Below are 13,192 nucleotides of genomic sequence, written 5' to 3'. Positions count from 1 at the left end.
ATGAGCCTACGAGCGCGGCATGCGCAGCACGTAACCGACACCGCGGACGGTGTGAATAAGCGGGGTATCGCCGGTATCAATTTTGCGGCGTAGGTAGGAAATGTAGGACTCGACCACGTTGCCGTCGCCGCCGAAGTCGTAGTGCCAGACATTATCCAGGATCTTGGACTTGGACAGCACCACCTCGCGGTTCTGCATGAGGTAGCGCAGCAGGTTGAACTCGGTGGGCGAAAGCTCCACGATCTCCCCCGCCTTGGTGACCTCGTGGGTGTCATCGTTGAGGGTGAGGTCGGCATAGGTCATGGTGGCGTCGCCGTCCTGGTCATCCACCGCGTTACCGCGGCGCAGAATCACGCGCAGGCGGGTGATGACCTCTTCCAGGCTGAAGGGCTTGGTGACGTAATCATCCGCGCCAATGGTCAGGCCGTGGATGCGCTGGTCCACGCTGTCTTTGGCGGTGAGGTAGAGGACGGGGCCGTCGAGGCCTTCCGCGCGCAGCTTGCCCAGCAACTCAAAACCGTCCATGCCCGGCATCATGACGTCCATGATGTAGGCATCAGGGTTGATCTCCCGAGCGATGCGCAGGGCTTCGTTGCCGGAGTTGGCGCTGTGTACATCGAAGCCCTGAAACTTCAGGGAAACAGTAAGTAGTTCAACGATATTGGGCTCGTCATCGACGACAAGTACCTTGACGTCCTTTGAATCATCCATGGTCCCGCTCTGGTCCTTTCTCCGCTGTTCCTATGACTAGGTGGCGTGGGGGTTTCTCATTCAAAGTGAGAAGTATTGCACTCTGCCTTCCAAGGGTACTGAGCGGAGTCTGTACGTGCGCTGTGAACCGATTAGTCCCAGGCGAGGTTCCCCAAATCCAGACCTTCCGCCTGCGCTTGCGCCTCAATCAGCTGGCGTAAATAGTTGGCGTTGCCACGGTAGGTCTCGTTAAACCGCGGGTCCTCGCAATACATGCGCGCCAGGATCACCTGCTTGGACCTCGACACCGGGTACCACTGGGCGATGAGGGCGCGGTGCTTGTCGACGATTACCTTCGCCTCCTCGCCACCCGGTTCAAGTCCTGCGTCCGCGGCTTCCTCTAGCTCGGCCGCAAAGTTCTCATGGTCCACTGAGAATTCCTCCCAGTCCTTCTTCCCCATCGATTCCACGACGGCCGCACTGGCCGCCCATTCTTTGCTGTCTCCCCACTTCTCGTGGGCTTCTTCCTGCAGTTGGGGCCATGCGTCACCCAGGTTCCGCACTTTTTGGCTGGGGCTTAGGTTCTTATCCATTTCAGTCTCCTCAATCAGTCTTTCCACTGCGTACAACATGGCGTCGACGTCGGCTCGCCGCTTCTGCAGGGCCTCGTGTTGGGCGCGGAGGCGGGGCAGGGTGGCGGACGAGGGGGCGTCGAGAAGCACTGCGATGTCTTTCAGCTCAATCCCGACGCTGCGATAAATCAGGATGTCCATCCCGCGCTGCACATCGTCTTCGGTGTAGAGGCGGTGATCACCCCCGGTGCGCCACTGGGGGCTAAGCAGGCCGATGTCATCCCAGTGCCGCAGGGTGCGGGTGGTGACTTTCAAAATGCCGGCCACATCGCCGATGCTGTAGTCGTTACGCATGTCGTTGAGCCTAAAAGTTCACGTCGCGTTAAGTGCAACTCCATCCACTCGGCAGGTGTTTTTGCCTACGATAATGAAGCATGACGCACGCCTCGAAACGCACTGACCGCCTCACCGTGGCTGCTTGGGCCCTGTGGGACTGGGGTTCGGCCGCTTTCAACGCGGTGCTCGTGACGTTCATTTTCTCGGTCTACCTCACCGACTCGGTGGGCCAGCAGATTGATTCGCAGTTCACCCCGGCGCAGTGGCTGTCGTGGTCCATGACGGTGGCGGGCCTGGTGATCTTTGCGGTGACCCCCGTGATGGGGCAGCGCTCTGACCGGTTGGGCACGCGGCGTCGCGCGCTGGGCTTCTGGTCGCTGCTGACCTTCCTGGTCATGGCCAGCCTGTTCTTCATCCGCAATGATGCGCCCGCGTATTTCTGGCTCGGCCTCATCGGCCTAGCGGTAGGTTCGGTGACCATCCAATTCGCGGAGGTCAACTACTTTGCCCAACTCAACCAGGTGGCCACCGAGGACAGAGTGGGCCGCGTATCCGGCCTGGGCTGGTCGGCAGGCTATTTCGGCGGCATCGTACTGCTGCTCATCTGCTACTTCGGCTTCGTCTCCGGCGAGGGCGGCGGACTGGGGCTGTCCACGGAGGGTGGCTGGAATGTTCGGCTCGTGGCACTGCTTTCGGCGGCGTGGTTTGGGCTGTCTGCCATCCCCGTGTTGCTGCGCGTGCCGGAGATTGCACCGTCGGGTGAAAGAACGGGCGGCCTCGCGGCCTCTTACCGGGAGCTATGGCGCACGGTGCACACGCTGTGGCGGGAGGACCGCAACGCCTTTGCCTTCCTCTTCGCTTCTGCCATCTTCCGCGATGGCCTGTCCGCGGTGTTTAGCTTCGGCGCCGTGCTGGGCGTATCCGTCTATGGGCTTTCGCCTGGCGACGTCCTCATCTTCGGTGTTGCCGCCAACGTTGCCGCCGCGCTGGGCGCGGTAGCGGGCGGGCTTATCGACGACCACGTGGGGCCCAAAGCCATCATCCTCACCTGCCTGGCCATCTTGACGCTCATGGCCGGGATCATGTTTGTGGCGCAGGGGCCGACGGCCTTCTGGATCTGCGGGCTCATCCTGTGTCTCTGCGTCGGACCGGCCCAGGCCTCCGCCCGCGGCTTCTTGGCGCGTGTGGCCCCGCCGGGGCGCGAAGGCGAGATGTTTGGCCTCTACGCCACGACCGGCCGAGCCGTGGCGTGGTTGACGCCCTTCCTCTTTGGCGTCTTCGTTTCCCTCCTCGGGCAGGGAGATCGGGGAGGCGTGCTCGCCATCGGGCTAGTCTTGCTCGTTGGCGCGCTGGTCCTCATCCCAGTCAAAGACCCCGCGAAGGCATAACGCTTTCGCGGGGTGGAACCGCAGGGTGTGGGTCCCTTTTAATGTGCGGCGCTTAACGCCGACACATTAAAAGTCCTGCGGGCGCGGAATATTGCGCAGGTTGGACTTCGCCATGGAGAGCATCTGGCCCACGCCACCACCGAAGACGGTGCGGGTTGCCGCCTTGGAGAATCCGAGCAGCTGCTCAAAGGTCAGTGTGGGCGGCAGGGAGAGGGCGTTGGGGTCGGTGACGACGTCGATAAGCGCAGGCCCATCGTAGGCCAAGGCCTCCTTGATGAGGCGCGGCGCATCCTTCGGATCCTCGATGCGGAAGTGCTTGATGCCCGCACCCTCCGCAATCTTGGCGTAGTTGACGTGCTCGTGGTCGGTCTCATGCTCCGGCAGGCCCTGGACCAGCATCTCCAACTTGACCATGCCGAGGGAAGAGTTGTTGAACACGAACATCTTCACCGGCAGGTTGTGCAGCTTCACCGTGAGCAGCTCGCCCATGAGCATGGACAGCCCACCGTCGCCGGAGAAGGTGATGACCTGGCGGTCCGGGTGCGCTGCCTGCGCACCGATGGCCATCGGCAGGGCGTTGGCCATGGTGCCGTGGCGGAAGGAACCGATCTGCTCGCGCTTGCCGTTCGCAGTAATGTAGCGCGCGCCCCAGACATTGCACATGCCGGTATCGACGGTGAAGATGGCGTCTTCATCGGCCTGCTGGTCGATGAAGTCGGCGATGTACTCCGGATGGATCGGCGTGTGCTTCTCGACGCCGGAGGTGTAGGCCTCAACGACGTGATGCAGCTTGTCGTAGTGCTTTTTCAGCATCTTGTCGAGGAAGGAGCGGTCCTTCTTTTCATCGACGTGCGGCAGGATGTTCTCGATGGTGGCGGCGACATCGCCCGTCACCGGGTACTTGATGCGGGTGCGGCGGCCAATGTGGGAGCCATCGATGTCGACCTGGGCCACGTTGGCATCCGGCAGGAAGTCGTTATAGGGGAAGTCCGTGCCCAGCAGGATGAGCAGGTCTGCCTCGTGGGTGGCCTCGTGCGCCGCGCCGTAGCCGAGCAGGCCGGACATGCCGACGTCGAAGGGGTTGTCGTACTGGATGTACATCTTGCCGCCCAGGGCGTGGCCGATGGGAGCCTTGATCTTCTCGGCCAGCGCAAGGACCTGCTCGCGCGCACCCTTGACACCAGCACCGACGAAGAGGGCGACGGTCTTGGCCTCGTTGATGGCCTGGGTCAGCGCGGCGGCCTCTGCCGGGTCCGGGTAGACAACCGGGCGGCCGGAGGAAATAACGGAGGAGGTGAAGGTGTCCTCTTCCGCCTCTTGAGTGGAGACATCGCCCGGGATAACAAGGACGGACACGCCCTTGCCGGCCATGGTGCTCTGAATGGCGTGGTGCAGGACCACGCCTCCCTGCTCAGCAGAATTAACCATCTCGCAGTAGCCGGAGCACTCCTGGAAGATGGCCTCCGGGTGGGTTTCCTGGAAGAACTTCGAGCCGATCTGGCGGGAAGGAATGTGGCTGGCTAGGGCGAGGACCTTGGCGCCGTTGCGGTGGGCGTCGTAAAGCCCCTGAATAAGGTGCGTATTTCCCGGGCCGCAGGAGGCGGCGCACACGGCGAGGTTGCCGGTGGTGAGGGAATCGGCCTCAGCGGCGAATGCCGCGGCCTCTTCGTTGCGGACGTGGACCCACTCGATGGAGGACTGCCGCACCGCGTCCACGATGGGGTTGAGGGAATCACCGACAAGCCCATAGATGCGCTTGACGCCCTGGGCTTCCAAGGTTTCTACGAGTTGCGTGGCGTAATTGCGTGCCATGTTTTACCTCTCTAACTTTTATCGCTAACGGCCCCCAGTGTTCTCCCTCCCGGTGGTGTTTCGCCACCATAAAGCTGCCTTCTCACGTCACGCGGGTTTTGTGACTTTAACAACAAGTCAACATTCAAGCCTTTGAAACTGTAACGACCGTTCGCTATAGTTTCGCAGCATGACAGATGTACGCGTGAAAGCCTCGGCAGAAGCCTTGCGCACCTCAGCGACCCGCCGGTGGACCTTCTTTGGTGTCGTCTCTTTGGGTCTGCTCATGATCGGCCTGGACAACTCGATCCTTTACACTGCCCTGCCGGAGCTCTCCGAGCAGTTGCACGCCACCTCGCTGCAGCAGCTGTGGATCATCAACGCCTACGCGCTCATGCTCGCTGGCCTCCTCCTAGGCACCGGCACGTTAGGTGACAAGATCGGTCACCGCCGCATGTTCGTCATCGGCCTGTGGGTCTTCGGCATCGCTTCGCTGGCCGCCGCACTCGCCCCCGGCGCGTGGGAGCTCGTCGCCGCTCGCGCCTTTTTAGGCCTCGGTGCGTCCATCATGATGCCCGCTACCCTGGCGCTGATTCGTCTGACCTTTGAGGATGAGATTGAGCGCAACACCGCCATCGGTATTTGGGGATCCATCGCCGTCGTGGGCGCGGCGGCGGGCCCCACGGTGGGCGGCTTCTTGCTCGAGCACTTCTGGTGGGGTTCGGTCTTTTTGGTCAACGTGCCCATCGTCATCATCGCGCTCATCCTCACTGCCTTCCTCGCCCCGCCTAATGTGGCGAACCCGGCGAAGCAGTGGGATTTCTTGTCTTCCCTTTACGCGCTCATCACGCTGGCTTCGCTGGTGCTCGTCATCAAGTCTGTCGCCAGCTCACACCTCAACGCCATGCTTATTGGCGGCGCGCTGGCCGCCTGCCTCATCGGTGCCATCCTCTTCACTCGCCGCCAGCACAAACTGGAGGAGCCTCTTCTCACCTTCGATATCTTCCGCTCGCCCATCTTCAGCGGCGGCGTGCTGGCCGCAGCGGGCGCCATGTTTGGCATGGCAGGGCTGGAAATGACCACCACGCAGAAGCTGCAGTTGGTGGACCTCTACTCCCCACTGCACGCTGGGCTCATCATTTCCCTCATCGCGCTGGCCGCGCTGCCGATGTCCGCGCTGGGCGGGGCTAACCTGCACCGCTGGGGCTTCTTGCCCATCATCGCCGGCGGCTTCCTCGCTATGGCAGCGGGCATTGGCTGCGTGGTGTGGGGCGGCACGCACGACGTGTTCCCCGCATACCTGGTTGGCCTGTTCATCACCGGCCTCGGCGCAGGGTTCGTGATGTCGGTATCCTCCACCGCCATCATCGGCGCCGCGCCTGCCTCGCGTTCCGGTATGGCCGCGGGTGTGGAGGAAGTCTCCTATGAATTCGGCACGCTGCTGTCCATTGCGGTCACCGGTTCGGTGCTGCCGATGCTCTACAAGAGCGGGCTCCCCGAGGACATCCAGGACTTAGGCATGGAAGCACTCCACAACCCCGCGCTCGCGGAGGCTGCCGGCCCCGCGTATACCGATGCTTACTTGGCCACCGCCGCCGGACTTGGCGTAGTCATGCTCATCTTTGCCGCGGTCACTGGCTGGTGCTTCCGCAGCAACCCAACCTCCGGAGGTGCCGATGCCACGCATTAGTAAAAAGGTTGAGGCGCTCGAAAAGGCGCTCGCCATCATCGAGAAGGATGGCGTTCACGCCCTCACCTACGATTCCCTGGCCACCGCCACGGGCATGAGTAAATCGGGGCTCATCTACCACTTTCCTACCCGGCACGAGCTGCTCATTGATTGCCATAAGCTGTGCGCGGAGCGCTGGGAGGAAGAGCTCATCGGTCTCTCCGGTGGCAAAACGGCGGAGCAGTTGAGTCCTCGCCAGCGCTACCGCGCCACCTTGGAGTCGATGGGCAAGAATGACCCGCTCATTGAATTGCTCATGTCCATCCACTCACAGTCCCATCCGGATTTTCAGAAGGTGTGGAGGGACGTCGATAGACGCTGGCTGCCTGATCCTGCCGCGGAGGATGAATCCGTCGTGCTGGCATCAATCATCGCCGACGGCCTGTGGGTCCACGATCACCTCACTGACCGCCCCCTGCCGCCGCAAAGGCGCCGCGCGCTTATCGACGTCGCCTTAGGCCAACTCGCCGAATAACCCCCCCAGAATGAAAAAAGGGCCCCAAAAGGCCCTTTTGAGCTGGAGACGAGACTTGAACTCGCAACCTACGGTTTACAAGACCGTTGCGCTACCAATTGCGCCACTCCAGCACCGCGGCTCATCCGCTATGGGAATCGTACCTGAGCCCACCCCATACAGAGAAAGCCAGGGTGCTTACGCTGCGAAAAAGTGAGCTTAAAAGCTGCGAAAAGCACTGGCAGGTGCATAAATCGGCGGCAGTTACTAAAGTGCTGACTTACCGAACCCAGAAGTGTTGTTGAGGTCTTTCTTTTCCGTGTCTGTTCTTTCTTCCTTGCGCCAGCGCCTGCTGTACCGGTCGGCTCCGGTCGCCACCATTGACGCCGCTAAGGCCGCACCGCCGCCCTCCCCGCTCGCCCCTGTTGATCTCACCGATCCGGCCCAGGTCACCGGCGTCATGGAAATCGCCGCACGCGTCGGCGAAATCCTAATTGCAGCGGGCTCGGCCAATACCGACGTGCAGGCACAGATTCACCTCGTCGCTTCCTCCTATGGTCTGCATTACTGCCACGTGTCGATCCTGATGAACACCATCACTATCCACACCGCCATCGGCACCGGCCCAGATCGGCGCAACCTCCATGTCTTTCGCGTGGCACCGAGCATCGCCGTGGATTTCACCAAACTATCCGCCGTTGACCGGCTCATCCGCTCCATCCATTCCGGTGCTACGCCGCCGGCGATGGCGGAGAAAATCCTGGATGACATCGATGCGATGAAGAACCCTTATTCCAAGACCACCATCGTCAGCGCGTGGGGTGCCATGGGTGGATTCATCGCTGTGATGCTGGGCGGTGACCTTCTCGTCGGTGTTGTCACCTTCCTCATTTCGGCACTCATCATGGGTACAAACATGTTCCTTGCCGGCTACCGTCTGCCGCCGTTCTATCAGAACCTGGTCGGCGGCCTGCTTGCCGTCATTCCCGCGGCCATCCTCTACAACGTCTTCGCGCGATTTGGCATCCAGATCCTGCCCTCCCAAATCATTGGTTCGGGCATTATCGTGCTGGTGGCGGGCCTGACCTTGGTGCAGTGCCTCGTGGACGGCATCACCCGCGCACCGGTGACCTCATCCGCCAAGTTCTTCGAGGCTCTCATGTCGACCGGCGCCATCATCGCCGGCGTGGGCCTGGGTATTCAGGTAGCGTCGTGGATGGGCTTTAGCCTTCCCCCACTGGCCACGATCGCCCCGCCCGTCTATCACCAGATCCCGCTGCTCGTACTGTGCGGCGGCATCGGCTCCGCCGCCTTCGCACTGGCGCTGGGAGCCTCGTGGTCCGAGGTCACTATCTCCGGGCTCACGGCCGCCGCCGGTATGGTGTTCTACTACTTCCTCGTCGTCTTCTTGGGCGTCGGGGCCGTCATTGCCTCGGGCATTTCTGCCGTGGCGGTGGGCTTGGCCGGCGGCCTGCTCTCCCGTCGCTACATGATGCCGCCACTCATCACCATGATCGTGGGCTATACGCCCATGCTTCCAGGCCTGACGTTGTACCGCGGCATGTACGCCATGCTCAACGAGCAGCTCATCACCGGTCTGACCAACCTGGCCAGCGCCCTCGCCATCGCCGGTGCACTCGCCGCTGGTGTGGTCTTCGGCGAGCGAGTCGCCCGCCGCCTGCGCCGCCCGCAGTACTTCCGCCCCTACACCGCCTTCAAGCGCTTGGGCACGTTCTCCTTCTCGCGCGCCACCCGCCTGGCGCAGCGCGCCCGCATTCCTCGCGTTCCCCTATCGCCCTTCGCTCCGCGTCACAACCTGCCGGCCCCACCGCCGCAGTATGGGCCCAAACCACCGACGCCCGCGCAGCAGGCGCGCCTCCAGCAGGGCGATGCCGTCACGGACATGTGGCCCGTCACCACGCAATTTCCAGCGCAGCGCCCCACCTACACGGTGCCCGGCAAAGATGACCCGAGCGCCCCAACGGACTCGCAATAGCGTAGAATAGCCGGTCTGAAAGCTTTCACACTTCATCCCAGGAGGACTCCGTGCCACCAAAGGTCACAGATACCCAGCCCGCGGCTGACCAGACTCACGCAGTAGAGGAGGAGACCGCCCGCTCCGCGCGCCGCGTTGTCGCCACCTATGCGGAGGATTTCCTCGACGGCGTGACCCTCATGTCGATGCTGGGCGTCGAGCCAGAAGGCTTGGTCCACCGCAAGGTGCTGGCCGAGCAAGCCGATGCCGCTCCGAAGAAGAGCAGTAAGAAGGCCACGAAGAAGGCTTCTAAGAAATCCACGAAGAAGACGACTAAGAAGGCCACGAAGAAAGCCACCAAGAAGACAACTAAGAAGGCCACGAAGAAGGCAACTAAAAAGGCCGCAAAGAAGGCCTAGCTATGTCCGGGCGCACCAATAGCTTCGTCGTCGTAGCCAATCGCCTGCCAGTGGACCTCGAGACCGCCGCCGATGGCACCCGCGAGTGGAAGGCCTCCCCCGGCGGCCTCGTCACCGCGCTCTCCCCGGTCTTGGAAGAACACCAGGGCTGCTGGGTGGGGTGGCCGGGCGTAGCCGACGAAGCTCCCGAGCCCTTCACCACGGATAACGGTGTCCTCCTTCACCCGGTGCGCCTGACACAGGAGGATTTTGAGGCCTTCTATGAGGGCTTTTCCAACGCCACCCTGTGGCCGCTCTACCACGACCTCATCGTCACCCCCGTCTACAACCGCGACTGGTGGGATGCCTACCGCGAGGTCAACCTGCGTTTTGCCAACGAGGTAGCAGCCGTCGCCGCAGAGAATGCCACGGTGTGGGTGCAGGACTATCAGCTCCAGCTCGTCCCCGGCATCCTGCGCCAGCTACGCCCCGACCTCACCATTGGATTCTTCCTGCACATTCCCTTCCCGTCCCCGGATCTCTTCCGCCAGTTGCCGTGGCGTGAGGAGTTGGTGCGGGGGCTTCTCGACGCCAACCTGATCGGCTTCCACCTCGAATCCAACGCCCGCAATTTCTTGGAGCTGGCCCGCACCCAAGGGCTGGACGTAGAAGGGGAGGTCAGCACCCGCGCGGTCACCGCTCGCATCGTGACCGGTAGCGGGCATTCTGTCGGGGTAGGCGCTTTCCCCATTTCTATTGCGGCGGGTGAATTCGCTGACGGTGGCGATGCGGGGGACGTCGCCCAGCTGCGCGCTGAGCTGGGGAACCCCAAGCACGTCATTTTGGGTGTGGACCGCCTGGATTACACGAAGGGGATCCTGCAGCGCCTCACCGCCTTCGAGGAGCTCCTCGAGACCGGTGCGCTGGACCCACACGAGGTAACCTTCGTCCAGCTGGCTACTCCTTCGCGCGAACGCATCGACCATTACCGCGCCACGCGTTCAAAGGTGGAGGAGGCCGTGGGCCGCATCAATGGCCGCTTTGGGCGCCTCGGCGCGCCGGTGGTGCATTACCAGCACAGTTCCGTACCGAAGGACGTCCTGCGGCGTTATTACCGGCTCGCGGACATCATGCTGGTCACGCCATTTAAGGACGGCATGAACCTAGTGGCCAAGGAATACGTGGCCTCCCACGGCGACGGCACAGGTGCACTCGTGCTCTCCGAGTTTGCGGGCGCGGCAGCAGAACTCACACAAGCCAACCTGTGCAATCCCTTCGACATCGAATCCATCAAACGTGCGCTGCTCTCCGCGGTCAAGGCACTGGAGGAATCCCCCGAGACCATGCGCGAGCGCATGATTGCTATGAACGAGCAGGTGCGTCAGCACGATATCGCGCTGTGGTCGCAGTCTTTCCTCGGCGCACTGAACCAGGAGGAAGCATGATGCGGCGCCGGCTCACCGCTGTGCTCAGTACTGTGCTGCTTGCGCTTGGCCTAGCTGGATGCAGCTCCGCTGAGGAGGAACCTGCCCCGCGCGGCGATGACCGCATCGTGGGCAAGGATTGGCAGGGCATCAACCTCTACACCTCACCGGACGCTCCTTCCTCCCTCCCTGCCGATACCGCGCAGGTGCCGCACATGAGTTTCGGTGAGCACACTGCGGTGGGCTCAACTGGCTGCGTACCGTTTACCGCTGAGGTGTCCTTCCACAAGGATGACAAAACCTCCACGATCTGGGAGGGCGACGTCATGCGGGTGGAGAAAGCCACCTATGAAAGCCCACCGCGAAGCGGCGACTGCGAGGGCTCGATGCAATGGGCTGATTCGCTGATGCGCAACCTCATCGCCGAAGGCCATGAGTTCGACTTCGCGCTCAACCCCAACAACCAACTCGTGTTGACGCTGCGCACCGACAAGGTGGATTCACCGATTATCCGCATGGCCGCGCTATAGCTCCGAAGTTTCAGCGCTAGGGTGGGGAGCATGATTGATGCTCTCGCCGCCGCCGAACATTTAGCGGTTGTTTCCGACTTCGATGGCACCTTGGCCGGCTTCGCGCGCAACGCCTACGCAGTGCGCCCCGAGCAGCGCTCGCTGGATGCTCTCGCTGCCTTGGCGCAACTACCTAACACCACCGCGGCAGTGCTCTCTGGGCGCCACCTCGATGGCCTGATGCGAGTATGCCCGCTGCGCGAGCCGGTGCTTTTTGGTGGCTCGCATGGGGCCGAATCCTCGTGGGAAGAATCCGCGCTCACCCCGGAGATGGAAGCCTACTTGGCCAAGAAGGAAGCGGAAATCAAGGAGATTATCGCCCGCCACCCCGGCGCGGAGCTGGAGATCAAACCTTTCCAGCGGGTGCTGCACCTGCGGGCGCTGGAGTTGCAAGACCCGGACGCCGCCGCTGCTGCTTATGCGGAAGGCGAGGCCTTAAGCGCCGATGGTTTCCCCAAGACTGCGGGCAAGTGCGTCGTCGAGTTCTCCGCAACGCAGGCCACGAAGGGCACGTGGATTGACAAGCTTCGTCACCGCGTCGGGGCCACAGCGGTGGTCTTTTTAGGGGATGACACCACCGACGAAGACGGCTTCGCCGCGCTCAATCAGCCGCCGGACCTCGGTGTCAAGGTTGGTGAGGGCGCAACGCAGGCGGCGCTGCGCGTGCCCGATATCGCGGCGGTGACAGAGTTCCTCGAAGAACTCGCCGCCGCTCGCGCGCAGCACAGCTCTTAAGCCCCGACCGGCGCCACGGTGCGCCCCGGGCGGAAGGTGGTCTCCAACAACACGCGCGGCACCTCGCCGCGCCCCTCGATGAGGCTGGCCAGCATGCGCCCCGCCGCCGCCCCCTTTTCCTTGTTCGGCTGCACGACGGTGCTCAGGCCCAGCGCCAGGGCCGGCGCGATGCCATCGAAGCCGGTGACGGAGAGCTGCTCGGGAACCGCGATTCCATGATCGCGCGCATAAGCCATAACCCCGAGCGCCATCGAATCCGTCGTGCACAACACCGCGGTGAGATCCGGGTACTTAGTCAGCAGCTCCTCCGCGGCCGCGTAAGCCGTACGCGAATCGTTGATGTGTCGCGTCACCACGGGGATGTCTGCAGGATCGAGTCCCGCGTCTGCAAAAACATCGAGCGCACCCAATACACGTGAGCGCTGCACGTGCATGTCCGCCGCGGCCAGTTGTGCGGCCGTCACTTCGCCGTCGAGGCGCTCGCGGTGTAGGCGGATGGCAAGGATACCGATGCGGGTATGGGAGGCGTCGACAAGCGCCTGCGCCGCCGGGGCAATCGCGGCGCGGTCATCGATGCCCACGAAGGGCAGGCCGGAATCCGTGGGCTGGTCACACACCACCACCGGCAGGCCACGGCGCTGCACGGCGTCGAGGTAAGCATCTCCCGCTGCCACGGAATAGACCACGAAACCGTCGACGGCAGCCGAACCTACGAGCTGCGCTGCCTGGGCGTCGTTGGGCGCGCCGGCGGTATCCGGCCCGGCAGGGATGAGAGTCAACGTCGTGCTCGCCCCCGCCGAGGCCTCCGCCATGCCGGCGAGGAAATCCACCGAGGCCATGTCCTCGAAGGCATAGGACAGGTGCTCGGTGAGCAGAACACCCAGTGAACCTTGGCGGCGCGTGCGCAAGCTGCGTGCGGTGGGATCCGGGCCTGTGTATCCACGCTCAGCCGCGGCGGCGAGGATCCGCTCGCGGGTGGCAGGCGCCAGCTGGTCCGGCCGGTTGTACGCGTTGGACACCGTGGTGGGCGAAACCCCAAGTTCGGCCGCTAGGGAGGCCAGCGTCGTGCTGCGTTTGGACATGACGGCAACATTACCCGTTTTCAACTCATTATCATTTGACAACAATTTT

Annotated in this window: 12 protein-coding genes and 1 tRNA gene; 8 read left to right on the top strand and 5 right to left on the bottom strand. The window is 62.8% G+C overall.

Annotation, left to right across the window (positions count from 1 at the left end):
• Positions 1-6 precede the first annotated feature (6 nt).
• Positions 7-711, bottom strand: coding sequence for a response regulator transcription factor (locus HMPREF3009_RS03835; RefSeq protein ID WP_046649284.1), 705 nt, complete (start codon positions 709-711; stop codon positions 7-9).
• Positions 712-842: 131 nt separating this feature from the next.
• Positions 843-1,616: a MerR family transcriptional regulator gene (locus HMPREF3009_RS03830; RefSeq protein ID WP_070515836.1), complete on the bottom strand. Its 774-nt coding sequence runs from the start codon at positions 1,614-1,616 to the stop codon at positions 843-845.
• An 80-nt stretch (positions 1,617-1,696) separates the two neighbouring features.
• Here HMPREF3009_RS03830 and HMPREF3009_RS03825 point away from each other — a divergent pair, with 80 nt between their 5' ends.
• Positions 1,697-2,986 (top strand): MFS transporter, encoded by a 1,290-nt coding sequence (locus HMPREF3009_RS03825; protein WP_070680128.1) that lies wholly within the window; start codon positions 1,697-1,699, stop codon positions 2,984-2,986.
• Between the two features lie 66 nt (positions 2,987-3,052).
• Here the strand turns inward: HMPREF3009_RS03825 and HMPREF3009_RS03820 are convergent, their stop codons facing one another.
• Complete coding sequence (locus HMPREF3009_RS03820) at positions 3,053-4,798, bottom strand: pyruvate dehydrogenase (RefSeq protein WP_070680125.1); 1,746 nt, start codon at positions 4,796-4,798, stop codon at positions 3,053-3,055.
• A 169-nt stretch (positions 4,799-4,967) separates the two neighbouring features.
• Between HMPREF3009_RS03820 and HMPREF3009_RS03815 the strand changes: the two genes are divergently transcribed.
• Positions 4,968-6,467, top strand: a complete 1,500-nt coding sequence (locus HMPREF3009_RS03815) for an MFS transporter (protein WP_070680123.1) — start codon at positions 4,968-4,970, stop codon at positions 6,465-6,467.
• Complete coding sequence (locus HMPREF3009_RS03810; RefSeq protein ID WP_070680120.1) at positions 6,454-6,981, top strand: TetR/AcrR family transcriptional regulator; 528 nt, start codon at positions 6,454-6,456, stop codon at positions 6,979-6,981. Before HMPREF3009_RS03815 ends, HMPREF3009_RS03810 begins: the two co-directional genes overlap by 14 nt.
• Positions 6,982-7,021: 40 nt before the next feature.
• Here HMPREF3009_RS03810 and HMPREF3009_RS03805 read toward each other — a convergent pair.
• Positions 7,022-7,094: transfer RNA gene (locus tag HMPREF3009_RS03805), tRNA-Thr, on the bottom strand.
• A gap of 185 nt (positions 7,095-7,279) precedes the next feature.
• On the opposite strand from HMPREF3009_RS03805, the gene HMPREF3009_RS03800 reads away from it, so the two are divergent.
• The 5 genes from HMPREF3009_RS03800 to otsB are packed head-to-tail and all read left to right on the top strand — an operon-like array spanning position 7,280 to position 12,061.
• A complete protein-coding gene (locus HMPREF3009_RS03800) occupies positions 7,280-8,956 on the top strand; it encodes a threonine/serine exporter ThrE (RefSeq protein ID WP_070680117.1) in 1,677 nt (558 codons plus the stop codon).
• A 50-nt stretch (positions 8,957-9,006) separates the two neighbouring features.
• On the top strand, positions 9,007-9,354 hold the full coding sequence (locus tag HMPREF3009_RS03795; RefSeq protein ID WP_046649277.1) for a hypothetical protein: 348 nt from the start codon (positions 9,007-9,009) through the stop codon (positions 9,352-9,354).
• Positions 9,355-9,356: 2 nt separating this feature from the next.
• On the top strand, positions 9,357-10,778 hold the full coding sequence (locus tag HMPREF3009_RS03790) for an alpha,alpha-trehalose-phosphate synthase (UDP-forming) (protein WP_070680114.1): 1,422 nt from the start codon (positions 9,357-9,359) through the stop codon (positions 10,776-10,778).
• Positions 10,775-11,287, top strand: coding sequence for a hypothetical protein (locus HMPREF3009_RS03785; protein ID WP_070680111.1), 513 nt, complete (start codon positions 10,775-10,777; stop codon positions 11,285-11,287). Before HMPREF3009_RS03790 ends, HMPREF3009_RS03785 begins: the two co-directional genes overlap by 4 nt.
• Positions 11,288-11,317: 30 nt before the next feature.
• Complete coding sequence (gene otsB / locus HMPREF3009_RS03780) at positions 11,318-12,061, top strand: trehalose-phosphatase (RefSeq protein WP_070511068.1); 744 nt, start codon at positions 11,318-11,320, stop codon at positions 12,059-12,061.
• Here otsB and HMPREF3009_RS03775 read toward each other — a convergent pair.
• On the bottom strand, positions 12,058-13,143 hold the full coding sequence (locus HMPREF3009_RS03775; protein WP_070511070.1) for a LacI family DNA-binding transcriptional regulator: 1,086 nt from the start codon (positions 13,141-13,143) through the stop codon (positions 12,058-12,060). The two genes, otsB and HMPREF3009_RS03775, sit on opposite strands and share 4 nt — an antisense overlap.
• Positions 13,144-13,192: the final 49 nt, after the last annotated feature.

Origin of the sequence: Corynebacterium sp. HMSC034H07, from assembly GCF_001815175.1 — a bacterium.
GTDB lineage: Bacteria > Actinomycetota > Actinomycetes > Mycobacteriales > Mycobacteriaceae > Corynebacterium > Corynebacterium hiratae.
This window is presented reverse-complemented; position numbering and strand designations above follow the sequence as displayed.